Annotated in this window: 22 protein-coding genes; 2 read left to right on the top strand and 20 right to left on the bottom strand. The window is 41.7% G+C overall.

Translation table 11 applies throughout. From position 1 onward, the window contains the following. Positions 1–1,569: bifunctional phosphoribosylaminoimidazolecarboxamide formyltransferase/IMP cyclohydrolase (gene purH / locus ACEYJ7_RS02065; protein ID WP_373777361.1), on the top strand; the 1,569-nt coding region annotated here is incomplete at its 5' end. A 93-nt stretch (positions 1,570–1,662) separates the two neighbouring features. On the opposite strand, the gene dacB is transcribed toward purH, so the two are convergent. Then, a complete protein-coding gene (dacB, locus tag ACEYJ7_RS02060) occupies positions 1,663–3,102 on the bottom strand; it encodes a serine-type D-Ala-D-Ala carboxypeptidase (protein ID WP_373777360.1) in 1,440 nt (479 codons plus the stop codon). A 232-nt stretch (positions 3,103–3,334) separates the two neighbouring features. Between dacB and greA the strand changes: the two genes are divergently transcribed. After that, entirely contained in the window at positions 3,335–3,811 is a 477-nt protein-coding gene (greA, locus tag ACEYJ7_RS02055; RefSeq protein ID WP_373777359.1) for a transcription elongation factor GreA, read from the top strand. Between the two features lie 76 nt (positions 3,812–3,887). Here the strand turns inward: greA and nrdR are convergent, their stop codons facing one another. The 19 genes from nrdR to rnhA form a co-directional block, all read right to left on the bottom strand. Continuing rightward, positions 3,888–4,343, bottom strand: a complete 456-nt coding sequence (nrdR, locus tag ACEYJ7_RS02050; protein WP_373777358.1) for a transcriptional regulator NrdR — start codon at positions 4,341–4,343, stop codon at positions 3,888–3,890. Continuing rightward, a complete protein-coding gene (locus tag ACEYJ7_RS02045; protein ID WP_373777357.1) occupies positions 4,343–4,621 on the bottom strand; it encodes a YcgL domain-containing protein in 279 nt (92 codons plus the stop codon). Before ACEYJ7_RS02045 ends, nrdR begins: the two co-directional genes overlap by 1 nt. Position 4,622: 1 nt before the next feature. Beyond that, entirely contained in the window at positions 4,623–6,062 is a 1,440-nt protein-coding gene (locus ACEYJ7_RS02040; RefSeq protein ID WP_373777356.1) for a replicative DNA helicase, read from the bottom strand. 170 nt (positions 6,063–6,232) lie between these two features. Continuing rightward, positions 6,233–7,051, bottom strand: coding sequence for a PHP domain-containing protein (locus ACEYJ7_RS02035; protein ID WP_373777355.1), 819 nt, complete (start codon positions 7,049–7,051; stop codon positions 6,233–6,235). Positions 7,052–7,060: 9 nt separating this feature from the next. Further along, positions 7,061–7,651 carry a DNA glycosylase gene (locus ACEYJ7_RS02030; RefSeq protein WP_373777354.1) on the bottom strand — a complete coding sequence of 197 codons (591 nt, stop codon included), beginning with the start codon at positions 7,649–7,651 and terminating at the stop codon, positions 7,061–7,063. Between the two features lie 59 nt (positions 7,652–7,710). Then, positions 7,711–8,703 carry an S-adenosyl-l-methionine hydroxide adenosyltransferase family protein gene (locus tag ACEYJ7_RS02025; protein ID WP_373777353.1) on the bottom strand — a complete coding sequence of 331 codons (993 nt, stop codon included), beginning with the start codon at positions 8,701–8,703 and terminating at the stop codon, positions 7,711–7,713. Between the two features lie 83 nt (positions 8,704–8,786). Then, the gene (gene sbcB / locus ACEYJ7_RS02020) at positions 8,787–10,340 is read right to left on the bottom strand and encodes an exodeoxyribonuclease I (protein WP_373777352.1); all 1,554 of its coding nucleotides are present in this window, start codon (positions 10,338–10,340) and stop codon (positions 8,787–8,789) included. A gap of 442 nt (positions 10,341–10,782) precedes the next feature. Further along, complete coding sequence (locus ACEYJ7_RS02015) at positions 10,783–12,180, bottom strand: YdgA family protein (RefSeq protein ID WP_373777351.1); 1,398 nt, start codon at positions 12,178–12,180, stop codon at positions 10,783–10,785. A gap of 34 nt (positions 12,181–12,214) precedes the next feature. Continuing rightward, the gene (locus tag ACEYJ7_RS02010) at positions 12,215–14,341 is read right to left on the bottom strand and encodes a 3-hydroxyacyl-CoA dehydrogenase NAD-binding domain-containing protein (RefSeq protein ID WP_373777350.1); all 2,127 of its coding nucleotides are present in this window, start codon (positions 14,339–14,341) and stop codon (positions 12,215–12,217) included. A 10-nt stretch (positions 14,342–14,351) separates the two neighbouring features. Next, positions 14,352–15,656 carry an acetyl-CoA C-acyltransferase gene (locus ACEYJ7_RS02005; RefSeq protein WP_373777349.1) on the bottom strand — a complete coding sequence of 435 codons (1,305 nt, stop codon included), beginning with the start codon at positions 15,654–15,656 and terminating at the stop codon, positions 14,352–14,354. 190 nt (positions 15,657–15,846) lie between these two features. Continuing rightward, a complete protein-coding gene (purF, locus tag ACEYJ7_RS02000) occupies positions 15,847–17,364 on the bottom strand; it encodes an amidophosphoribosyltransferase (RefSeq protein WP_373777348.1) in 1,518 nt (505 codons plus the stop codon). 9 nt (positions 17,365–17,373) lie between these two features. Next, entirely contained in the window at positions 17,374–17,880 is a 507-nt protein-coding gene (locus ACEYJ7_RS01995) for a CvpA family protein (protein WP_373777347.1), read from the bottom strand. A 138-nt stretch (positions 17,881–18,018) separates the two neighbouring features. Beyond that, on the bottom strand, positions 18,019–19,608 hold the full coding sequence (locus ACEYJ7_RS01990) for an FAD-binding protein (protein WP_373777346.1): 1,590 nt from the start codon (positions 19,606–19,608) through the stop codon (positions 18,019–18,021). Position 19,609: 1 nt separating this feature from the next. Beyond that, a complete protein-coding gene (locus tag ACEYJ7_RS01985; protein ID WP_373777345.1) occupies positions 19,610–20,254 on the bottom strand; it encodes a GDSL-type esterase/lipase family protein in 645 nt (214 codons plus the stop codon). A 124-nt stretch (positions 20,255–20,378) separates the two neighbouring features. After that, positions 20,379–21,185 carry an ABC transporter ATP-binding protein gene (locus tag ACEYJ7_RS01980; protein ID WP_373777344.1) on the bottom strand — a complete coding sequence of 269 codons (807 nt, stop codon included), beginning with the start codon at positions 21,183–21,185 and terminating at the stop codon, positions 20,379–20,381. Between the two features lie 3 nt (positions 21,186–21,188). After that, positions 21,189–23,144 (bottom strand): dipeptide/oligopeptide/nickel ABC transporter permease/ATP-binding protein, encoded by a 1,956-nt coding sequence (locus ACEYJ7_RS01975; protein WP_373777343.1) that lies wholly within the window; start codon positions 23,142–23,144, stop codon positions 21,189–21,191. Further along, positions 23,144–24,097, bottom strand: a complete 954-nt coding sequence (locus tag ACEYJ7_RS01970) for an ABC transporter permease (protein ID WP_373777342.1) — start codon at positions 24,095–24,097, stop codon at positions 23,144–23,146. Before ACEYJ7_RS01970 ends, ACEYJ7_RS01975 begins: the two co-directional genes overlap by 1 nt. Before the next feature lie 182 nt (positions 24,098–24,279). Next, the gene (locus ACEYJ7_RS01965; protein WP_373777341.1) at positions 24,280–25,869 is read right to left on the bottom strand and encodes an ABC transporter substrate-binding protein; all 1,590 of its coding nucleotides are present in this window, start codon (positions 25,867–25,869) and stop codon (positions 24,280–24,282) included. Between the two features lie 247 nt (positions 25,870–26,116). Further along, positions 26,117–26,581, bottom strand: a complete 465-nt coding sequence (rnhA, locus tag ACEYJ7_RS01960; RefSeq protein WP_373777364.1) for a ribonuclease HI — start codon at positions 26,579–26,581, stop codon at positions 26,117–26,119. Positions 26,582–26,606: the final 25 nt, after the last annotated feature.

Raw genomic sequence — 26,606 nt, 5'->3', positions numbered from 1 at the left:
TTAAGTGTGTCTGACAAAACAGGCATCGTTGAATTTGCCCAAGGCTTAGTTCAACGTGGTGTAAAACTACTCTCAACAGGCGGAACAGCAAAATTACTCGCAGACCGCGGTTTACCCGTGACCGAAGTATCGGATTACACCGGCTTTCCGGAAATGATGGACGGACGTGTCAAAACCTTACACCCGAAAGTTCACGGTGGGATTTTAGGTCGTCGTGGCACAGACGATGAAGTGATGGCACAGCATAGCATTGAACGTATTGATATGGTTGTGGTGAATCTCTACCCATTTGCTGCAACCGTTGCTAAACCAAACTGCACCCTTGAAGATGCAGTAGAAAATATCGACATCGGCGGACCAACAATGGTGCGTTCTGCCGCCAAAAACCATAAAGATGTTGCGATTGTCGTCAATAACAACGATTTTAACGCCATTCTTGCTGAAATGGATCAAAATCAAAACTCACTTACCTTAGAAACCCGTTTCAATCTTGCAATCAAAGCGTTTGAACATACCGCCCAATACGATTCCATGATTGCCAACTACTTCGGACAAAAAGTGCCGCCGTATCAAGGTGCCGAGGAAGAAGACTTAACTCAAGCATGCGGACAATTTCCACGTACGTTAAATCTCAATTTTATCCGCAAACAAACCATGCGTTACGGTGAAAACAGCCACCAAAACGCCGCATTCTATGTCGAAAACGAACTCAAAGAAGCGTCTGTGGCAACCGCAGTTCAACTGCAAGGCAAAGCCCTTTCCTACAACAACATTGCCGATACTGATGCCGCCTTGGAATGCGTCAAAGAATTTAACGAACCGGCTTGTGTGATCGTTAAACACGCTAACCCTTGCGGTGTCGCGTTAGGTAAGGATATTTTGGAAGCCTACAACCGCGCCTATCAAACGGATCCAACTTCAGCATTCGGCGGCATCATTGCATTTAACCGCACATTGGACGGTGAAACGGCACAAACCATCGCAGAACGCCAGTTTGTTGAAGTGATCATCGCGCCAACCATCTCTGAAGCAGCTAAAGAAGCCTTAGCGAAAAAGAAAAACGTGCGTGTATTAGAATGTGGCGAATTTAGCGAAGCACAACCACGTTTAGACTTCAAACGTGTCAATGGTGGCTTATTAGTCCAAGATGCCGACCAAGGACAAGTGTCTGTTGAAGATTTACAATTCGTGTCTGAACGCAAACCAACCCAAGAAGAACTAGACGATTTACTCTTCTGCTGGAAAGTGGCGAAATACGTTAAATCCAATGCGATTGTCTATGCCAAAAACAAACAGACAATCGGTATCGGTGCAGGACAAATGAGCCGAGTTTACTCAGCGAAAATCGCAGGTATTAAAGCGGAAGACGAAGGCTTACAAGTAGCAGGCTGTGTCATGGCATCTGATGCCTTCTTCCCATTCCGTGACGGCATTGATGCAGCGGCAAAAGTCGGCATTACTTGCGTTATCCACCCAGGTGGCTCAATGCGAGATCAAGAAGTGATCGACGCCGCCAACGAACACGGTATGGCAATGGTATTAACCGGTATGCGCCATTTCCGTCACTGACAAGCGGTCATTTTCGGGCAATTATTTGCAAATTCAAAGGGCTCTCTTCGAGCCCTCTGTTTTTGCAAAAAATCCTTAATTACCGACCGCTTGTTAATCGTTATACAACGCCATATAAAGATTGCGTTCAAATTGCGTTAACGGCGCACGTTTGGTTTTACTCTCTAACTCACCGGTGGAATAACCGCTAATAAACTGTACAAATGCAATCCGCTCACCCCGAGCGTTTTTCATATAACCCGCTAAGTTATATACCCCTTTCAATGCACCGGTTTTGGCTATCATATTTTTGGCGAGCGGCTCCGCAGAAATAGAACCTCGCCCGGATAACGTGCCGTCCACACCTGCAATCGGGAAAGTTTCAAACAGGTTTAACGTTGCTTCGTTTTTTGCAATCACTTCTAAGGTTTGTAACATGGTTTCGGCACTGACTTGATTATGGCGGGATAATCCGGAACCATCTACCACTACGCTGTTATCAAATTCAATTCCGACCTTAGATTTTAATAAATTACGCATTCCTTGACTGGCAAGAGGAAAGGTTGCCGGACGGTTATACTGTTTGTTGGCGACCGTTCGAAATAATGCATCGGCAATTTGATTGTCCGATTTTTTCATCATTTTTTTCAGTAAATCTTGCAATGGCACAGAATAATGTTCTGCCAACAATGTGCCTTGCTGTGCTTTGAACGGCTGTTGAACTTGCCCGTTAAACTGAATGCCGGCTTTTTTCAAATTCGCTTTAATTAAATTGGCGCCGTAGCTTGTCGGATCTTGCACCGCAAAGCTCAATCCAAACGGTTTATCTTGTTTCGCCAAGCAACCTCGAACTTGATAGCGGTTATTGTCATTCACTATCGCATCGAGTTGGCAATAAGCCGCCTCCGATTTATCCGCCACATAAGCAGAACTGAATACTTGCACCGGATAGGCGGATGGAATATTCACTTTAATCAAGTTGCCTACCGGCTGATTAGCATCTAAATTCACATAGAAGCAGTTATTGTCGATATTCACTGCTGCAGGTGGTGCGCTAAAGCAGATCGTTAAATCATTCCATACCCAACCCGCAGCTTTATCATGGCTGGCAAACACGGATGTATCCATGATCAAATTACCTTGAATTTGATGAATTCCCTGCTTTTTTAGCTGTGTGACTAATTGAGCCAACTGTGCAGCGGTTAAATCCGGATCTCCGGTAAAACGAGCAATTAAATCGCCTTTTAATACACCGTTTTGAATACTGCCGTTGGTAAGCAATGCCGTTTGAAATTTAAAATCTTCCGGTAATCCCAGTTTTGCCGCCAACGCCGTAAAAACTTTTTGAGTACTGGCAGGTAACATAAAATTTTTGCTTTGATACTCTGCAATAATTTGCTCGGTATCTAAATTTTTGGCAATAAAACTGACGGAAGTGCCGGCAGGTAAGCTAGGCAAGAGTGTGCCGATATCAACATTAGCTTGCGCAAACAGAGGAAGAAACAGGGTTGAAACAAGGAGAGAACGACGATATTTTGTTAACTGTAAAATCATAATGAAGGTTGATATTTTTCTAAAGAAGTTGAATAATAGCCACTTGAAAACCATTCGTAAACCATTAAATCAAAAACTCCATTTATATTCATCAACAGTTTGATTTAATCGGAATTTTAACTGATTTATCACACATAACGCTGCCAAAACAGCCGATTTTGCAAGGTCATCCTTATGAAATAACTGTTTTGGCACAAATTTTTTTGCAATTTAAAATCTGGAAGGATAAATAATGAAACAGATTCCAATGACTGTGCGTGGGGCCGAATTATTACGTGAAGAACTCGACTTCTTAAAAAATGTGCGTCGCCCGGAGATCATCAACGCTATCGCAGAAGCCCGTGAACACGGTGACTTAAAAGAAAATGCGGAATACCACGCGGCGCGTGAACAACAAGGCTTTTGTGAAGGTCGTATTCAAGAAATCGAAAGTAAGCTCGGTAACTCGCAAATTATTGATGTCACGAAAATGCATAATCACGGCAAAGTGATTTTCGGTGCAACCGTCACGCTATTAAATACCAAAACCGAAGAAGAAGTGACTTACCGCATTGTCGGCGATGATGAAGCCAATATTAAAGAAGGATTAATTTCGGTCAACTCGCCGATTGCACGAGGTTTGATCGGCAAAGATATCGATGATTCGGTCAATATCAAAACCCCCGGTGGAAATGTTGAATTTGATATTGTCGATGTGGAATACCTCTGACAATTTACCTAAAAAAATAAAGGCGCTCAAAAGGCGCCTTTATTTTTGCAAATTAATCCCCAAAAGTGACCGCTTGTTAATCGTCTAATCTTAATTTCTCGATCTCTTTAGTAAATTCCGTAATATCATCAAAGCTTAAATAAACCGATGCAAAGCGGATATAAGCAACTTTATCTAACTGTTTTAGTGCGTCTAACACAAGATTACCGACAAATTTACTGGATACTTCACGCTCACCGGTTGCCTGCAATTGATGCACAATATTGTTGATCGCTTTTTCCAGATCATCGGCACTAACCGGACGTTTTTCCAACGCGCGCGATAAACCTGCTCTTAATTTTTGGATATCAAACGGTTCTCGGTTTCCGTTGTTTTTCACAATATGCGGAATAATCAACTCCGCCGTTTCAAAAGTGGTAAAACGTTCTTTGCAATGGTGACACTCTCGACGGCGACGGATCTGAAAGCCGTCGGATGCCAAACGGGAATCGACAACTTTGGTTTCTTCGGTCGAACAAAACGGACAACGCATCACTTTTGCTCCTTTTGGCGAGCGATAAATTCGCTGTGCAGATTTTCCACCGGCGGCGGCATCTGTAAATAGAATCCTTCCGCCTCAATTTTCCGTAACACTTCCTGATTCGTTACACGTTGTAACGTTTTTTCACCAACCAAATTAAACATCATCACAAATTGGGGGTTCCCGAATACTTTGCGTAGCGCTTCCGGCACTCCATCAAATTGATCACGTTTAGCAAGGTAAAGATACATTCCCTCTTTTTTCGGGCTTTTATAAATTGCACACAACATATTATTCGTCTTCTATTCGGTAACTGCCTTCATAATTCGCAAAGCGCGAGAATTTTCCTTGGAATGCCAATGGAACACGCCCGATCGGCCCGTTACGCTGCTTACCGATAATAATTTCGGCAACACCTTTTGAATCAGGATTATCGTGATAAACCTCATCACGATAAATAAACATAATTAAGTCCGCATCCTGCTCGATAGAACCGGATTCACGTAAATCCGAGTTCACCGGGCGTTTATCAGCACGCTGTTCCAAGCTTCGGTTCAACTGAGAAAGTGCGACTACCGGCACTTGCAACTCTTTTGCCAGCGCTTTCAGAGAACGGGATATTTCGGCGATCTCTAAAGTTCGGTTATCGGCAAAACCGGGCGCTCGCATTAATTGCAAATAGTCGACCATAATCAAACTCAATCCCCCGTTATCACGATAAACCCGTCTGGCACGAGAACGCAGTTCCGTTGGAGTTAAACCAGAACTGTCGTCAATATAGATGTTTTTACGCTCTTGTAAAATCGCCATCGTACTGGAAATTTTCGACCAATCTTCATCATCATGAACTTGACCAGTACGGATCTTGGTTTGATCGACATGTGATAATGAGGCTAACATACGCATCATGATCTGATCAGCCGGCATCTCCAAACTAAAAATTAATACCGGTTTACTCGGTTTTTTAACGATATTGCCGTGTTCGTCCATTTCTTCGATATCTTGTAATGAAGCATTCTCACACAGGTTCATGGCAAAAGTGGTCTTACCCATAGAAGGTCGAGCGGCGACGATAATCAAATCTGAAGGTTGTAATCCTGCGGTTTTTCGATCCAGTTCGATAAAACCAGTCGTTACACCGGTCACGCCGTTATTGTTTCTGGATTTGGATAAAATTTCGATACGACTTAATGTTTCCATCAAAATATCGTCGATTTTTTTGGGTCCTTGATCACTTGACGTTCGTTTTTCGGCAATGTGAAATACCGAACGTTCCGCTTCATCAAGCACGTCCTTTACGGACATTCCTTTCGGATTGTAGCTGATTTCGGCTATTTTATTACTTGCGGAAATCAATTCACGCCGAATAGCGCGCTCACTCACGATATCTGCATAAACCAAAATATTTGCCGCACTCGGCGTGTTTTTGGACAGCTCCGCCAGATAAGCAAAGCCACCGACATCTTGTAAAATGCCTTTATTTTTTAAGCGTTGGTCGAGGGTAATAATGTCAATCGGCTGATTATCTCTACTCAACTCTACCATCTGCTCAAAAATCAAACGATGCGCATAATTATAAAAGTCGCCGGTTTGAACCCGTTCCGCCACATTATCCCAATGCTCATTATCCAGCATAATTCCGCCCAATACGGCTTGCTCCGCTTCCATCGAATGAGGAGCGATATTAACTTGCTCTATCTGTTTATCTTTCGGCGTAGTTTGTTCAGCCATATTATGGTTCTCTAGCTCGTTAAAAATAGGCTGCTAGTTTAACGGAAAAGCGACTTTTTTTCAGCCTTTAAAATGAAAATCCCCGACTGTTTACGGGGATAAGTAGCAAAGGAAAATACAAGCGGTCAGTTTGGGCACATTTTTTGCAAATCGAGTTTACGTAACTTCAATTAAAATTTTTCCCAAACCGGCTTACATTGCAAAGGTAATTCAAGCCCTTTTCCCAATTCAATCCAGTCGGAGGGATAGTGAAAATCGGATCCGCCGGAAGCGAGTAAATCAAACTCCTCCGCCCAACGGGCAAGAAGCTGACGTTGATCGGGTGTTTGTGCACAACCCATCACTTCGATACCGTCTCCGCCCGCCCGCTTAAAATCTTCAATCAAACGACGGATCCATTTTGTCGTTAATTTATAACGTAGCGGGTGAGCAAGACAAATTAAACCGCCTGCTTGGTGCGTTGCCTGTACGGCATCTTCGATTGAACACCACATCGGTTTAACGTAAGCGGTTTTGCCGGTACCTAAATAACGCTTAAATGCGTGTTCATCATTGCGTGCGTAGCCTTGAGCAACTAAAAAACGCCCGAAATGCGCACGGGTCACTTCGCCTTCCGCTAAAGCTTTTGCCCCTTCATAAGCATTAGGAACCCCCGCTTTAGCCAACTTTTCAGCAATTTTTTCCGCACGCTGTCGACGTAATTCGGCTTGGCTTTCTAATAATGTCGTGATTGCCGTGTGTTGTTCATCAATGTTCAAGGCGGCAAGATGAATACTTTTTCCCTGCCATAGCACTGAAATTTCCACCCCGACAATAAAATGAATAGGTTGTGTCTGAGCGTAGGCTTTGGCTTCGGCAATACCTGCCACGGTATCGTGATCCGTTAATGCCAACATACCGATATTTTTTTCAACCGCACGTTGAATTAATTCGGTCGGACTCAGTACACCATCGGAAGCGGTACTGTGGCTATGCAAATCGCGAATCATGAAATCTCCTTAATCAATCAACCTAACCTGTTGAAAAAACGCTCGATACGCGTCTACTTTTTTTGCCAAGCTCAGGGGATAAGCTCGAGACGTGGAAGGCAAACGGTATAAAAACAGTTCTCGTTGCGGAAAATACGGAAATGGAATAAAGCTGTTGGTTTTCGGTTCTTTTACTTTTTGTGGCAGTAAACCTAACAACGTTTCTGTGGCTTTTCCGCCAGTGGTAAATAGCCAACGACAATGAGGTAATGCTGCTAATACTTCGTTCAGATCAACCGGTTCTACAATTTTCAAATATTTATCTGAAGCATTACCCTGCTCTCGAATTGCGCTTTTTGCCGTCGAACAGAGAGCAATGCCTTTTTCGATTAAAAAAGCCTCTATTCGAATCGGATCAAAGCGTTTTTCCCCTTTCACTTGAAAATAATCATAATCATTGAAAAAGACGGCGCCATAAATTCGCCACATATCGTTTTGGAAATTCGGATAATGAAATTCCATACAACGTTTATCCGGCGTCGGCGGAAAAGTCCCCATCATCATTACCGTTGCATGGGAAGGAAGAATTGCAGGAAAAGGATGTTTTTCGATTAAACGCATGAGAATAAAGATAAGTAAAAATAGAAATACCCCATCATAACGATGGGGTAAAATCAGAATTATTCGGCTGCTTTTTCGGTTTTATCTGCTTTCTTTTCACAAGATTTCACAGCAACAGACCATTCGGCTCCGGATTTGATTTTATATTTGTCTGCAAAGCTCTCCATATTTAATGCAAAAGAAACGTTTAACAAACTGTTTAAATACATCAACGGACGACCTTCTTCTACATCACCGAAACTATTTTTATACGGCATGGCGCCACTATAACGGATTTTAACTTCATCGCCATGATGTTCGCTGATTTCAACACAAACACGACCATCTTTTTGAATACCGGATTGGGTTAATAATTCATCGCTGATATTCGTCCAAATATTGCCGTATTGCACGTCTAATACCGGAATATTACCTTTTAGCACACCGTCTTCAAATACCGGTTTTTGGTAACTGATCGTTTCGACTTTCGGCTCCAATTCATTACCAACATCTTCAAAGCTGATTTTTCCTGAAGCAAGTCTCGCACCGGTATAAGCATAAACATCACGACCATGGAATGTATAAGATTTGTCCGAACCGGCTAAACGGTTTTTGGTTTCATCAATTTCACGTAATGCGTCGATACCCAAATGCTCGGCGACTAAAGTCAAGGTTCCGTTATCCGGCGTAACAAAGTAATGACCTGTTTTGGTTTTTAACACCACCGATTTACGCTCTGTTCCGACACCCGGATCGACTACGCTGACAAACACGGTGCCTTCCGGCCAATACGTTGCGGTTTGGTATAAGCGATACGCGGCTTCCCAAATGTTATAAGCCGGAATTTCGTGAGTTAAATCGAACATTTTAAGGTCACGATCTACGCCGAATGCAACACCTTGCATTGCGGAAACGGCACCGTCTTTTAAGCTGAAATCTGTTTGTAATACCAATGCATTATTTGCAAATTTTGGGGCAGAAGTGACCGCTTGTTCCGCAGCGACAGGTTGAGTATTGGCAAAGCCGGCTAATGAAAATGAAACAAGCGCCAACGTCAATAATGTTTTATTCATTTATTCTCCTTAAAAACTGAATGTAATAAAAAATTAATGAATGTTAATGCCTTGTATATCAATTGTCCATAGCTTGAAGAAGTTTATTTTTTATTCGCCAATAACGCTTCCAAAACTTTTATTTTTTCAGCCTTAGTCGCCTGTTTTTCCGCCACTTGATTTAGCGCATTCACTAATTTTTCCGATTCCGCTGTAGACGCTGAATGATAGATTTTCCCGACCCACAATGTTTCCGCATACTTCGCTAGCTCTTCTAATAAGGCGACTTTTTGAGGGTTATCATGATATTGTTGGAATAATTGTTCAAGAGATGCTTCAAACTGCGGTAATTTTTGTTCCAACTGCTGATGACAATACTTTTGCCAGCGAATTTGCTCGGCGCGGGTTAACGTCTCCGAATAATGTCTGGCGCGATAATGAAACAATAGCCGCGCAATGCGCGGATCATTAAAACACAAGCCATGATTTGCCAGTTCTAATGGTTTTAGCTCACGTAAAATCGCCATATTGTTTTTATCTGCCGGCTCAAAAAAACCGTCATATAATGTTGTTTCCACGTTGTCTGACGCGGCAAACTGACGTTCTTCACTGAAAATATCCGTCACTTTTTCTCTTATGATACGTTTATTGGCTTTTAGTATGTTGAGATTCGCTAAACAAGCTTCACGATCTATACCTAAACGTTCGGCATTTTCCGGTAATAAGGTTTTTGCCGGCGCGAGAATCGGCGATTTATTGATATGTACCAATTTCAAAGGTACCGCGCGGTATCCTTGTTCTTCCAGATCGGCTTTTTTGGTGTAAAGATTCTCACGCAATTGTTCAACCGATTCATTGAGTAACCCACTCACATCTCCCGCCAAATCGCAAACAACCAGTGCATTTTTATTTGTCGGATGCCACGCCAAAGGAGCAATCCAAGTGGTATTACCACGATAGTTTCCTAACATACCGGAAACATGAACTAACGGCGTCATTTCACCAGTATCGATCATAGCTTCTAAGGCTTTTTTACCTCGATTTTCCCAAAAAAACTGAAACAACTTAGGTTGCTTTTGTTTGATGAGCTTTGCCATCGCGATAGTTGCATACACATCAGACATAGCATCATGGGCATTTTCGTGAGCGATACCGTTAGCTTTAGTGAGATTTTCCAACTTAAAACTCGGCATACCTTGATCGTCATAAGCCCACTCAATACCTTGAGGACGTAATGCATAGCACGCACGCACAACATCCAGCAGATCCCAACGGGAATTGCCGTTTTTCCAACTGTATTCATACGGGTCGAAAAAATTTCGGAAAAAGGTATAGCGGGTCATTTCATCGTCATAACGAATATTGTTGTAACCCATAATACAAGTATTCGGTTGGCTGAATTCAGCATGAATACGTGCGGCAAACTCCGGTTCCGACACTCCTTCCCGATTACATAATTGCGGGGAGATCCCGGTGACCATCACGGCTTCAGGTGTGGGTAGATAATCCGATGTTTGTTTGCAGTAAAACATCATGGGATCACCAATAATATTGAATTCGCTATCGGTTCGGATCCCTGCAAATTGTGCCGGGCGATCTGTTGCAGGGTTGATACCGAAACTTTCATAATCATAAATAAAAAAAGTTGTTTGGCTCATTTTTGTTAAGGTATTGAAATTTTTCCCGATTTTAGCACAAGCACCAAAACAGGTGATCTTTTTGCAAAATTTTTTGAAATTTTATTGAACTATTTATCTAGAGCTTAGTCCTATACTACGCAAGTGCTTGAATTCAAGTAGCAAGTTTTTTTCATTTCCTTAGGTAAGACCTCCCCCGATACTGTTTTTTGGTATCGGGTTTTTTTATTTTATCTTTTATATCAATACATTAGACTATTTTTTTGCCTCTGCCGGTTTATATCATTCTATTTCATTGTGTATCACCTGATTCGGTTACATCCATTTTACCCCAAACGACAATGAACGGAGTCAGATTCAACACCGTGACTAAATTTGCAAAAAATAGGTTGAAACTGACCGCTTGTAATAAAAAAGCCCTGCTATTTTACAATAACAAGGCTTTGTTTCTGATGGTTTAGAATTATAATCCACCGAATCCCATCATTAACATGATCAATTCACGCTCCACTTCTTCTTGAGGAACGTCTCTACCATTTAGTGAGACTTTACCATTATCAATAGATAAATTGAATTTTATACTCTCGCTGTCTACCAAAGCCGTGCCGCTAGATTGTGCGCTATTCACTAATTCATTAACGATGAGCTTCGCTTGTTGCTCCGCAAGTTCTTTTTCCATTCCTTGGGAAGCATTAGCTTCTTTCACTAGCTCTTCAAGGGAAGCCAAATGTAGTTTGATATCTAACGCCGATTGTTTAAATACGCCAAGAAAATCCGTCATATTTGCCATTTTGTTCGGATCAAACTTATCCATGTTTAAGGCTAAAGAGACATTGTTTTTACCTTTGGCATTTTCAAGAGATAACTCTTTGATATTAAATTTCACCGCATTTGTAAACACAGAGATAAAGGCTTTGTCTGCCTCCGCAGAATACATATTTTCATTCGATAAATAAGGCATCGCATCGTTCGTGATTTTGGCATCAACGTCCATTTCCATGTCCATGAATAATTTACCCAATTTAGTCACATTTGTCGGGCTTTTCATTTCCAATTGAGCGCTGAAATCACCTTTGCTGTTGTAACGTCCGTTATTAATGCTATTTTTCCCTTTTGCGATAAGATCATTAAATATGAAGGATTCTTGCGAAAGAGAGCCATCAGAAAATGAAAATGTTTTGAATTTAACGCTGTAGGTTCCCTCGCCTAAATAAGCGTATTCTTTATTGCTGAGAAAATCGATATTGTATTCTGAATCTTCTGCGGCAATGACTGCACCGGTAACATCGACCATTTTAACATTGGCAATTTTCGCGTTAACATTACCATTACCGGATTTATCATAGTCGTAGTCCGATTGTGTTGCGGAGATATCCAAAGTGCCGTCTTCCGATGTAAACGGTTTGGTTTCTACAGTCCCGCTCACATCACCTGAATAGCTGATATTCGACTGTCCGGTGACAGCGTATTGTTCATTTTTAAATCGAGGTTTTAAACTCTCCGGAACGGCAATTTTATTTTCCGCACTCATCATCACCGGCACGATATTACCTTTCGACAAACGATTTAACGGAAAAGGACCGTGGTAAATTTTATCGTCACCGATAAACGTGTTTGTTTCACCGTTCGATTTTACTTGTAATTCATATTTCACATCCGAACTAAAGAAATTACGATTGAATTTAACCTCTTTAATTTGAGCTTCCATCCCGTACATACCAAGGGATTTTAAGTTCTGGTTTGCTAGTTCAATAATTTCGTTGTATTTCTCTTCTGCCAGTTTACCTGTATACCAGCTGCCGCCCACAGAGGCTACGCCAACTACAGCAATAACAGAAACTGCAACGGTTGATAATTTCATTTTGGATTCCTTCTATAAGATGTGAATAAAAAGTTTAATTTTGCTCGGCTTTTTGCAATAACCAATCACACGGTGTGAATCGATCCCCATAAAGCTGAGTATGTTTTTGTAATTGATGCACAATTTCTTTTGCACCGATTTTTTCAATATAAGCGTAAATACCACCACGGAAATCGGGGAAGTCTAAACCTAATACAGAAGCGACATTCCCTTCGTCCGTTGAACGAATAACGTTATCTTGCAAACACCAACAAGCCTCATTAATCATGCGTAATATACAACGACGTGCAATATCTACGCCTTCAAGATCATTATGAGTAATGGTCTCCATTACATGATAAATACTTTTATCTTCTTGGGTACGTTCCCCTCTTGAATCGTATAAGTAAAAGCCACGTTTGTTTTTGCGACCTTTACGCTCATTACTTATCAATAACTGAACGCTTTCCGGTAAAGCAAAACGCTTACCTAATTTCGCCACCATTGCAGGATTGGATTTCACCATCACATCTAAACCAATATCATCAATCATGGCCAAAGGACCGATTTTGAAACCGAATTCCTGTAATGAGCGATCAATAAATTCAATGCCTTCACCTTCAACCAAACATTGAATCGCTTCCAATAAATAAGGCGTTAAAATACGATTAATAAAGAAACCTTCTTTATCTGCTACCAATAATGGTGTCTTTCCTTGCTGGATTGCAAAATGGATTGCGGTTGCAATCGCGTGTTGACTGGTTTTTCCATGCGGAATAATTTCTACAATTTTACGTTTCGTTACCGGACTAATATAGTGGAAGCCGATCACGTTTTCCGGTCTTTTGGCAACAGAGGCAATATCCTCAATAGCAAAAGTTGAAGTATTGGTGGCAAAAATGGCGTGTTCACCATAATAATCTTCGCTTTCACGTACCATCTGTTGCTTTAATTCAAGTTTTTCGTAAACCGCTTCAATAATAAAATCCGTCGATTTCGCCGCAACCAAACGTTCACCACCAGTAATCAAATTCATTCGCTGGATCATTTCACCGTATGAAAGTAATTTTTGACTCATCGCTTTTTGCATAAAGTCATAACAAGTACGTAAGGCTTTTTGAATTTCCGACGGATGAATGTCTTTGATTCTTACCGGAATTCGAGCATTATTTGCGGTGAGGTATGCAATACCCGCCCCCATATAGCCACTGCCTAATACCGAAACTTGTCTGACCGGCTGTACTTGTGCGAGATCAACATACTGCTTTTTCATTGCTCTTTCAGTATATTTTAAATTGATCAGGACTTGGGATTGTTCTGTGAAAAAAAGCTCCGATAAGGCTTCTTGTTCGAGTAATAAACCGGCTTTGAAATGTGGCTCTTTCAACAATTCAATGAGTTTCATCACGGCAGGATAGTTGCCGAAAGCTTTATCCCATACTCGATTTTCAACATGATCTAAATATTTATTACGCAAAAAGCGATTACCTTCAAGCTGTTTACGTAGTGCTTTCCAACGCGTTAACGGCTGTTTATGATCAACTTTATTGATTTGGTTATTAATAATTAGCTGATAAGCCGTTTCAAACAGGTTACTTGCCGGAATGAGTTTATCGACCAAACCGATATTCAGCGCTTTTTCTGCTCGGATTTTGTGTCCTGAGAGTAATAAGGTCACCGCATTTTGTAAACCGATAAGGCGAGGTAAACGTTGTGTACCGCCGGCAAAAGGTAAAATACCGGAACGCATTTGCGGCATAGCAAATGCCGTATAACTTTCTTCGCTGGCAATACGAAAATCGCAGGCTAAGGCAAGTTCCAATCCAACACCAAAACACTCACCGTCGATCACCGCAACAACTGGCATTTTTAGCGTATTAATTTCACGCATCACCAACTGCGCTTCATGAGAAAACGCTTTTAATTGTTCTTCCGTTTTTCCGCGTAATACTGATAATTTAAAACCTTTAATAAAACCTTTCGGCTTTGCAGAAACAAACATCACCGCTCGGGCTTGTTGATAAATCACCGTACCGATAACATCACGTAAACTTTCAACAAATTGTTCCGGAAGCCAGTTTGAGGTTTCGCCTTCTACATTGATTTTTACAATAGCAATTCGATTGTCATCTATCTCGACTTGGAAAGGCGAAAGAGTTTGTTGCACTAACTGTTCTGTCATTTTATATTCCTTATTCGCTTTCAAGTACCATTGCCGCACCCAAGCCGCCTAAACCGCTTGAAGCAATTAATGATAAACCGCCGCCTCTACGTTTTAGCGCATTAAGCGATTGGATAAGAATACGCAAGCTGGTTGCCGCACGCGGGTTACCAAATGCAATCGAACCGCCCAAGTGATTTAACTTACTAGGATCGATTTCTCCGATACAAGCGGTACGATTGAGATGATTTTTTGCAAAAATATCCGAGGCAAATAACTCTAAATTCACGAGCATTTGACTGGCGGAGGTTTCATGAATATCAATGAAATTCATCTCTTTCAGGCTAAGATTTGCTCGCTCTAACGCAAGACTGCTGGCGATAGTTGCTCCCATAAACATATTTTGCCAAATATCATTACCGGTAATCGCATAACTGCGAATATAGCCGAGAGGAGTCAATCCTAACTCCTTCGCTCGTTGTTCTCGCATTAATAATACGGCTGCTGCACCATCTACTGCTTTCGGCATATTGGCTTCGGTAACGGTGGCGTAACTTTTGTTCATTAATGGAGAAAAGCGCTGATAATAAGTCGGGCGAGTTGCCGCCGAAATCAACGTATCGGAAACCACAAAATCCGTATAAGGACGAGGGAAAGATTGAATAACTTCGTCTTTAAATAAGCCGATCTTCCAAGCATCTTGTGCCTTAATATGCGATTGTCTGGCATATTCGTCTTGCGCATTGCGACTAATGTGATGCTGCTGCGCCATCTGTTCGGAAATTTCAGCCACCGAGAGTTGGGTCATATAATCTTTCAGATTAACACCGTGAGGTTTAAGATCACGCCAAGAAAAACGACGGAATCGGGCATATTTTTCATCCAAAGTCGGAGCTTTAAAAATTTCTTTAAATTTATAAATAACGCGAGGACTGATATTAAAAGGTGCGTTTGAAATAGAGTCCGTACCGCCTGCAATACCGGTGGAAATAGAACCGCTAATAATACTACCGGCTACATTGACCAAAGCTTGTATACCCGATAAACAAGAGCTGCTTAGGGTATAAGCTTGTAAATACGGCATGTTCAACGATAGAGCGATTTCTCTGGAAGGATTAGGAATATCCGGCTGTTGTATAACTTGTCCGAAGACTAATTGTTCGACGTGTTTACGGTCAATTGCAGTACGGCTTAATAGTTCATTGGTGACCATCGTTCCTAAATCTGTCGCATAAGACGATTTAAACCCTGTATCTCGATGGACAAAAGGTGTTCTTAATCCTGCTACAATGGCTACGCGCTCACCTTGCGCGGTCAGAAGATTTTGTTTAGCCATTTGGTATCCTCTCGTTACTCAATTTTAATGGAGCGATTCTAACATGCCTGATTAAAAATAGATAAATTTAAGCCAAGCAAAATGTGAATTTTCTGTTAATTACACTTCTTTAATCATTTCAGAATAAAAAAGGCATAATGTATTGTTAAACAATTACATTATGCCGTATAGATTAGATTATTGGAAATCCTTATCCTTCATTATGAATTTCAAGATTGGCAGCCTGTTTTGCTTGTTTTGCTTTTGCGGCATCATTACGGGCATGGGCTATCGCATCTAAATAAGCCTCGCTGACATCACCGGTCACATATTTACCGGTAAATACCGAAGCATCAAAATCATGAATTGTCGGATTTTCAAGCTGAACCGATTTAAATAGCGCCTCTAAGTCTTGGAAAATCAAGCGATCGACACCGATCATCTCAGCGACTTGTTCTACCGTACGATTATAAGCCACTAATTCTTCACACGTCGGCATATCAATACCGTAAACATTCGGGTAGCGGATCTCCGGTGCTGCGGATGCAAAATAGACTTTTTTAGCCCCCGCCGAACGAGCCATTTCGACGATCTGTTCAGAGGTTGTACCACGCACGATTGAGTCATCAACCAGCAGCACATTTTTATCTTTAAATTCTGTTGAAATCGCATTCAGTTTACGGCGGACCGAACTTTTTCGTTGTGCCTGACCCGGCATAATGAAAGTGCGTGCCACATAACGATTTTTAACAAATCCTTGACGATACGGCTTATCTAATACTTGAGCAATATGTAAAGCAATATCCGTTGACGTTTCCGGAATAGGAATAACAACATGAATGTCATCTAAAATATCTTTCCACTCCACCGCAATTTTTTCACCGAGGAATTTTCCCATATGGCGACGGGCCGTATAAACGGAAACATTATCAATAACGGAATCCGGGCGGGCAAAATAGACATATTCAAAAATACACGGATTGAGTTTCGGATTTTCTGCACAAATTGCAGAATGGAACTGACCATCTGTCGTGATGTAAATCGCCTCACCCGGTGCAACATCACGAACAAACTCAAATCCGACAACATCTAACGCCACGCTTTCTGAAGCAAACATATATTCGATTTTGCCGTCAACTTCACGCTTACCTAACACTAACGGACGGATACCAAAAGGATCGCGAAACGCAACCATACCGTAACCAATAATCATCGCTAAGCACGCATAAGCGCCGCATATTACATTATTAGTATTACGTATAGCTTCAAACACATTTTCTGCCGTTAATGGTTCTGTCGGGTATTGATCCAAATAATAGGCAAAAACATTAAGCAGTGATTCGGAATCCGAATTAGTGTTTACATGGCGTTTCGCTAAATTAAACAGTAATTTTTTTAAATCTGCATTATTGGTCAAATTTCCGTTATGTACCAAAGTAATGCCGTAAGGCGAGTTAACATAAAACGGTTGTGCCTCCGAAACGCTTGAGCTTCCGGCTGTCGGATAGCGGACATGACCAATCCCGATATGTCCTTGTAAACGCAACATATGTTCTTGGCGAAAAACATCGCTCACTAATCCGTTTGCTTTACGTAAACGAAATCGGTTCTCATCGTCAATAGTCACAATACCTGCGGCATCCTGCCCTCGATGTTGTAATACAGAAAGTCCATCATAGATCGCCTGATTTACAGGTGTATTGCCAATAATGCCGACAATGCCGCACATAATTACCCCTTAATTAGTAGTAGATTTTAAAAAACTCGAATTTGCTTGTAATTGCTCAAAAAACCATTTCACAATAAAGTCAAAATGCGGAATCAGTTGTGATTCTTTCCATAGTTCACTTTGACTGAACTGGGTGAATGTATCCAAAAAGAACAAAATTGCTGCCACAATAAAAATACCGCGTAATGCGCCAAATGCTGCGCCCAATACACGATCGGTCCCCGTCAAACCGGTTTTATTAAACAGTTGACTGAGCAAGGCGTTTATCACACCTGTTACAATTAATACCGCAACAAATAAAATTGCAGCGGCAATGCCGTTGCGCAAATATTCTGAATTTTGAATATAGGCAGAATCCACCTGCAGCAACATATTACTCAAATACGGATAAAATTTACTGGCGACAAAAAAGGCGATAATCCAACCGAGAAGAGAAAGCACCTCACTCACAAATCCTCGCCAAAGACTGACAAGTAAAGAAAATACAATAATTCCGACAATAATGTAGTCAACCATAAATACCTCAAAATGCCTTGCGGCAAAACTGCGTCATTTTACAAAAAAAGAAAACGTTTGCGTAGCCTATTTTTCAAGAAGTTTCTTAAAAAATACCCAATAACGAAGGGACGCAAATCAGCGTCCCTCACCTCTGTTTTACCCATCCTTACGGTAATGAGCGCCAAGACTCCGTTGCCGTTGCAACATCGCTTCAACCACCGCTTGTGCGGTTTTAAGTGCATGATAAATTTCAATCCCTTGATAGTTCACGTAATCTAACGGATTATACTGTTGTTCAAGCATTCTCAAGCTCTGCAACAGGTAAATAAGATTATCTTGTGTGCGATAAACGTTGGCGAATGTCGACATATTTTCGCGAATTGCACTTAGCACTCGACTCGCACTTAACATTCTATCATTATTTGGATTAACTAACGAATCGAAATATATTTGTGCTTGTTGTATCGCCGTTTCCTCACTGACAAGCGGTCGGTTGCGGACTAAATTTTGTAAAATTCGTTTTACAGCCCGTTTAGCAAACACCAAACTTCCGCCGACCGAATTGCCGCCTAAGCGGTTTGCTCCTTCAATACAGGAAGCGACTTCTCCGACAGCAAACAAGCCGTTTACCACCGTTTGAGCATTCTCATCAATCACAATGCCGCCGTTACAGCTGTGAGCGAAAGGAGCGATCGCAATGCGATCCCGACATAAATCAATGCCGACCTCTTGTTTGAGCCAGCTAAGATAAACCGTATAAAACTCTTGCGGATCCTGATAAAGTGCAGCTGAATAATGAAGATAAATGCCCTTTTCTTGCGGATTATCCAATAGATGTTTCATCATTACCAAATCAAACTCAACACACTCAAAATCAATGCTGAATGGCGCATAATCACTGCGTTGCAGCATCATTTTTTGGAATTGTTCGGCAGATAAATGGCTGAATAGATCCTGACCTTGGCTATTGGTGATTTTCGTTACATACTTCAAAGTATGCTCGCCAAACAGCACCTTATATTTCGGTTCGACAAACGACGGAATAAATTGAATAAATTCCAAATTCACGAGACTTGCGCCTGCCTGTTTTGCGACATAATGAGTCGAGCCAATCACATCGGCGGGATAAAGATTATCTTTATACAAGCCGGCGATCCCTCCTGTTGCCAGAATAATTTGCGAAGTTTTGCAAAAAATATGCTGGATCTGACCGCTTGTATGATAGCTGAATACTGCGCCTTGAACCTGATTTTGCTCCGTCGCGATATAAAGCAAAGTCGCATTTTCAAAATAGCGAATCTGTTTTTCCGCTAAAATACGTTTGGCATTTTGCGCAGCTTCCCGCCATTGATTAATTAAATAGATCGGGCGGGGATATTTGGCAAAACAAGCCGGGCGATTGTCATTACGTCGCCACGGTTTAAACCCTATCCTCGTTAATAATTCAATTGCTTGCGGAGATTCTTCAATATAGGCTTTGACAATTTGAGGGTTATTTTGCCCTTGAGCGACCCGTTCAATATCTTCTTGAAACGATATGCGGTCATATTGATCGCCCGTTACTTGAATGCCTAAAGTTGCTTTTAGCGGGAAATAACTTGCACCACCGCCAATCGCGGATTTAGAAATCAATGTAGTTTGAATTCCGTTATCCTGAGCCTCAACTGCTGCGGCTAAGCCACCGATACCGCTACCGACGACAAGTAACTCGGTGTGAATGGTGTGGGATATATGGAGCCTATTCATACTATTTGACAAACTGCCTTAATAATCCGACTAATACGTCATAACCGGCTTTGGTGAAATGTATACCGTCAGACGTGAGTTCTGCCCTCAAATCTTGATTTTCATCACTAAATGCTTGGTAAGTTTCAATAAAATGCAACGTATTCGGGCAGTGCTGTTTAAGGTAACGATTGAGTTGACGGATTTGCTCGTTAGTCACGTTTTCCCGTTTAAGGGTTGGTGTCACTTCTAATAAATAATAGTTGGAATGAGGCGAGATTTGTTTCAAACCATCCACGATTTCTGTCAACCATTTCACGAGGTTTTCAGGAGAATAATCGAGTTCTTTCGCAATATCATTGACGCCTAAAAAGAGAAAGACCGTATCGCCCAGCCACTTAATTCGTTTCGGACGAACAATAAGATCAAGATACTGAAATGCGCTGATACCCGATATACCTAAATTTGCGGTTGATTTACCTGCAAGCATCGGTTGATAACCGTCGATATCCATCCACAGATCAAATAGCGAATGTCCAAGCAAACTGATTTCCGCTTGTTTTTCAAATTCTACGTACTTAGCTTGATAGCGGTTCAATATCTCTTGATCACTTAAAAAGCCGTGTTTTTTAATATATTGAGCACGGGGAGAAAGTTGGTCAGCCATAATATTTCCTATTTAGATGAGTAGAACAATAGTTCTTAACCATACCAATATCACGTTCAGTTAGAAAATAAAACGGTAAGATTTGCAAATTTTCTGCACAATCTTACCGCTTGTTACTCCGTAATCAAAGCAGCGATGGCGCTGCATTTAATAAGGTTCGGGTATATTCTTTTTGTGGGTAGTCAAACACTTGGTTTGCTTCTCCCTGCTCTACGATTAAGCCGCCGTTCATGACCACAATACGGTCTGAAACTTGGCGAACCGTTTGTAAATCATGCGAGATAAATACCATCGCAAGATTGAGTTCTTTCTTCAAGTCGGCAAGTAAGTTAAGCACTTGGGCGCGAACCGATACGTCAAGCGCGGATGTCGGTTCATCCGCGACAATCAATTTTGGATTTAGCGCTAATGCTCGGGCGATTGCAACTCGCTGTTTTTGACCGCCGGATAAACGGGTTGGCTCAACTAATGCGGCAGAACGCGGTAAGCCTACACGTGACAGTAAATCGTAAACGCGTTTCTCTCGCTCATTCGGCTCCAACACGCCGTGAATATCCATCGGATCTTTGAGAATATCTAACACTCGCATACGAGGATTTAAGGCTGTTGCCGGATCCTGAAAAATCACCGATACTTGGCGACCGAACTGCTTACGTGCATCCGCACTGCCGTATTTCATCTGTAACCCGTTGAATTTCACCGTACCTGATGTAGGTTGTTGTAAACCGATAATTACACTTGCAAGAGTCGATTTACCACAACCGGATTGCCCCACAATACCCACAGTTTCCCCCGCATAAATATCTAGGCTTACCCCGCCTACTGCAGTAAATTTTTTTGGGTTGAACAAGGTGCCATCACGAGAGGCAAATTGTACGACAATATCATTTAACTCAATGATTGGTTGCTCTTTTAATGGTTTCATACTCATTGTTTAGCCCTCCAAATGTGATGCCCAAAGGTGTTTCGGATCATCTCCCGCCGGTGTCAACTTCAAGTGTTGTTTTGGATCCGCATTCGGTCTGAGAGAACGACTTGCAAAACGGTCACCGCTTGCAAAATCAAACGGTGACGGAACAGATCCCGGAATTTGATATAAGCGTTCTGCACGGCACTCCGTTGAAAGAACCGATCCTAATAACCCACGAGTATATTCGTGCATCGGGTTCATTAACAACGAACTTGTCGGCGCTGCTTCCACCACCTGACCTGCATACATAACTGTAATGTGGTGCGCCATTTGAGCGACTAGCGCTAAATCGTGGCTCACGAATACCATTGCAAAACCGAGTTTCTCACGTAGTTCGTTAAGAAGTTTAATAACTTCCGCTTGTACCGTTACATCTAATGCCGTTGTTGGCTCATCGGCAATTAACAGTTTCGGTTCACGCGCTAACGCCATAGCAATTAGCACACGTTGTCTTTGACCGCCGGATAATTCGTGAGGATAACGATTCAATGTTTTTTCAGGGTCAAGTTTTACCCATTGTAATAAAGTTGCCGCATCTTGTTTACCGCCACGGCTGATTAACTGCTCCATTTGGTCTTTAATACGCATTGACGGGTTTAATGCACTTAATGCATCTTGATAAATCATTGAAATTTCGTGACCACGTAAGCTGTTTAGGTCAGTTTTAGGATCCAACAAATTATGCTGTTTACCGCTACGATCGGTAAATAATATTTCACCGGTAATTTTTGCCGTATTCGGCAATAATCCCATAATAGAAAATGCAGAGATCGATTTACCACAACCTGACTCACCAACTAAGCCCATGGTTTCACCTTCATTGACTGTAAAACTAATATTATCCACGAGTGGAATCTCACCATAGCGGTTCGGGAAACGAATAGATAAGTTTTTCACTTGTAGAATCGGTTTTGCATTCGGATTTAATTGCATACGATCCGTACGAGCACTTTCCTTTTCATGTAGTTTGAGTAAATAACGTTTTAATGCAAGACTTTCCGCCATCGCTTCTTGAACATCGGTTGAAAGCGGTTTTGATACATCCTCTTTATTAGTTTGGCTACGTTTAAGTTTTGGATTCACTAATGCATCGGTTAAACCTTCCGCAAGGATGTTTAATGCTAATACGGTAACTAAGATTGCGATCCCCGCAAAAGTCGTCGCCCACCAGAAACCGCTTAATACAAGGTTGCGGCCTTCAGATAAAATGTTTCCCCATGAGGGATGCGGCGGTTGTACGCCAGCCCCCAAGAATGAAAGCGATGCTTCAAGTACGATAGCGTCAGCAACCATAACCGTTGCAAATACTAATACCGGTGCTGCAGTGTTTCGTACAACATGCTTGAGTAAAATATAAGTGCGACTACCGCCTATAACACGTTCTGCACGGATATAATCCTCTTCCCATTGCGATACCACGTTTGCACGTACAACACGAGCAAGCTGCGGTGTATAAACAATCGCAATCGTTAAGATAATAACCGGCGCAGAGTTACCAAAAGTTGCGATTAATACTGCCGCTAATGCGATACCCGGAAATGCCATTAAAATATCCATTGCACGCATAATCACTTCATTACCTAATTTTTGAGCAGTTGCCGCTGTAGCGCCTAAGATGCTACCGAATACAATACCTAAACCTACCGCACCTAAACCGATGAATAAAGAGGTTTGAGCGCCGTAAAGCATACGAGAAAAAATATCACGGCCTAAACGATCTGTACCAAACAGATATTCTGCACTCGGCGGTTGAACAGGACGTAACGTTTGTAGCGGATCATAAGGAGAAACCACAGGCGCTAATACTGCAATAACGCAGATAAACACTAAGAAGCATAAGGCGATTTTTGAACTTGTTTGTAATGCTCTAAATCTTGCACCGCCCGAAGCAAGTCGCTGAGCTAATCCTTGGCGAAACATTATAGACTCCGAATTTTTGGATTGATTAACAAGTAAAGAATATCAACGATGATATTCACCACCACGAAGGTAAATGCAATGGTTAACACGACCCCTTGTACTAAGTGTAAATCGTGATTCACGATACCGTTAAAAATCAATTTTCCCATACCCGGCAAATCGAAGATCTGCTCAATCACTACGGCGCCACCAAGTAAATAACCGACACGTAAGCCTAATACTGTCACCGGAGTAATCAACGCGTTACGTAATACATTATGACGAATGACGGTATTGTACGGAACACCATTACCGATTGCCGTACGAACGTAATCTTTATCCATCTCTTCAACCATTGATGTGCGCACCACTCGAATGAGTGAGGCACAAACCGGAATCGCTAAAGAAAGAGACGGTAGAATCATTGAAGTAATATAGCCACTCACACTTTCACTTAGCGGAATAAAACCACCAGACGGCAATATATCGAGCTCCAGCGAAAAATATTGAATAAGTAAGATACCTAACCAAAAGGATGGTGTTGCCACTGCAGCTACCGATAACAAGCGAATAATTTGGTCCGCCATACGATCGCGGTAAAGTGCTGCGGTAACACCCAGAGTGAATGAAATCACTGCGGCAAGAATCACACCGATGAAAGTAAGTTGTAAAGTAAGTGGGAATGCACGCCCGATCATATCAACAATCGGTTGTTCCGGCGGAGTTGTCATTCCAAAATCAAGAACAAGTACATTTCCAATAAAACGAAAATATTGAACAACCACAGGATCATTCAAACCGTGTTGCTCACGATATAATTCTTTTGCAGCTTCACTCGCACTTTCTCCAAGAGCTACTGTTGCGGGATCCCCAGGGGTGAATTGCAAAATAAGAAAAACTAATGCACTTACGCCAAGCATCATAATAGGTAATGCCATTAAACGACGTAATAATAGACGAAGTACGATTTCCATTGTTTTCTCCGACCACAAGAAAGGTTAGCGGGAAGGGTTATTTATGTTATAAAAACAAGCGGTCAGATTGACCAATTAATTTGCAAATTATGTGATGAATCTCACCGCTTGATAAAAATTTCCTAAGATAAGACCTCGAGTTCCCGCTTAAGTAATTTTGTAGCGGGAACTTATGGCAATGATTATTTACGACCAACACCTAAGAAAGACATACCGGTTGTCGGTAGAGGTTGGAAGCCATCTAATTGTTTGTTATTCCACGCAGTTGGAAGTTTGCGGTGAACTATCGGATAAAGTGGAACTTGCTCCGCAATAATATTGATAGCTTTCGCCCAAGCATCTTTCGCTTCAGAAGGATTTTTTGCTTTAATTGCTACATCAAGTAATGTTTGTAATTCAGCAAATTCAGGAGTATCCGCCCAACCGAAACGTTTTTTCGGCCATGTCTCGCCGCGATACCACCAACTTAATAATAAGTCTAGGTCGTTACTGAATACGGAAGGATCGCCCGGAGCCATCACGACTTCATAGGCTCCTTTATCTACATGACCGCCATAAAGCGCGCCGGATTGTAAGTGTTGAAGCGTAACTTTAACCCCCGGGATCTTATTCCATGATTCAAGCACTAACGGCGCACATTCTTTTACCCAAGAGTGGTCTGTTGAAAGTAATTGGAACTCTAATTTATTTAAACCAGCTTCTTTTAATAATGCCGCCGCTTTCGCCGGATCGTAAGGATATTGAGAAGATGCTTTCACATAATCAGGGTGAGTTGTCTGCACATAAGAAGTCGCCGCTTCAGCATTACCTAAGAACGCCACATCAATCAATTTTTGTGTATCCAAACCGTAATGCAGTGCTTGACGTACTTTTGGATTATTAAACGGTGCTTTTTGGCAGTTAAACATTAAGAATAATAAACCGAATGATTGTACTGATTCGACCGAACCTTTACGTTTTAAGCGTTCTGCATCTAAGTAAGGAACACTTTCCATTGCTTGTGTACGACCTGACTCTTGTGCCGTTACACGAGCCGCATCATCAGAGAGCAAAAACCAGTTCATACGTTCAACACGGGCAGGATACGGACCGTTATATGCCGGGAATGCATCTAATACGATTTTGTCATCTTTAACGGCAGACACGAATTTGTACGGACCTGACCCAATCGGATTCGCATCGAATGCCGTTTGACCGACAGATTCAACATAATGTTTAGGAACAATTTTCACGATACCTAAACGGAGTTTGAAGATAGAGAACGGATATTTCAGTTTAAATTCGACCACTTTATCATCCACGGCTTTCACTGTTTCGATAAATGGAACGAATTGTGAGAATAAGGTTTTTTTCTCAGGATCTAAAACGCGCTCATAAGAATAAACAACATCTTCGGTCGTTACCGGTTTGCCGTCATGGAAAGTTGCACCATCACGCAAAGTTACACGCCATGTAACTTCATCAATTTGCTCAGGCTCTTTCGCCGCTAACGCAAGATATGGTTGACGGGTTGCCGGGTGTAAATCGACTAAACCTTCAAAAATATGAATGTTTGCCGCCATGGATGATGCACCGCTTGAGGTTGCCGGGTCAAAACCCGTTGAAAGCGGATATGCAATACCGACTTCAATCGTTGAACCTGCTTTTGGTGCCGCATTCGCTACCGAAGCAAAAGAACCTAAAGTACCGCTAAATGCAAAACCCGCACTCACTCCCGCAAGTACTTTCATAAAACCACGACGAGATTCGTTGTGTTCGAAGTGTTTAGTCATAGTAGACTCCTTGATTAGTGTTGTTATCAATTAATGATTGTATGCAGTACAACACGATCTGGACAACCATATCGTTTTACTTACTTCATTTTGAAGTGTTTTAATCAAAATGAAGACTAAAAATGGATTGAAAACATCATAACACTAACAGAAGTCATGTCAATATATTGTCAAGACTAGAATTTACATTTGTGATCTACTTCACGAAATGAAAAAAGAATCGTAACCGGTTAAATATAAGGAAAGATTAATCCGTCAATTGATAGCCGTCGTCATCTAAAGTCGGGGAATTTGCAGCTGCTTTTGCCAGTTGATCACAAATTTCATTTTCTCTGTGACCATCATGACCTTTTACCCACCGCCATTCCATTTTATGGCGTTTAATGCTGTCATCTAACAGCATCCACAGATCTTGGTTTTTCACCGGTTTATTGCTACTGGTTTTCCAGTTATTCTTCTTCCAGCTGAAAATCCATTGCTGAATACCGTTTTTCACATATTGACTATCACTGTGCAGTATAACTTGACAAGGCTCTTTCAGCAATGAAAGTGCTTCAATCACCGCTCGTAATTCCATTCGGTTGTTGGTCGTTAAAAAATAGCCGTTACTTACCGTTTTTTCTTTGCCTTTATAACGCAGCAAAATGCCAATACCGCCTTTTCCCGGATTTCCGAGACAAGAGCCGTCAGTAAAAATTTCAACCTGTTTCATATTCATTATCTGAGTTTATTCACCT

It is taken from the genome of Glaesserella sp. (genome assembly GCF_041814905.1).
In the GTDB taxonomy this organism is placed as follows: domain Bacteria; phylum Pseudomonadota; class Gammaproteobacteria; order Enterobacterales; family Pasteurellaceae; genus Glaesserella.
Note: the sequence above shows the minus strand (reverse complement) of the source record. Positions and strands in the feature narration are given on the sequence as shown.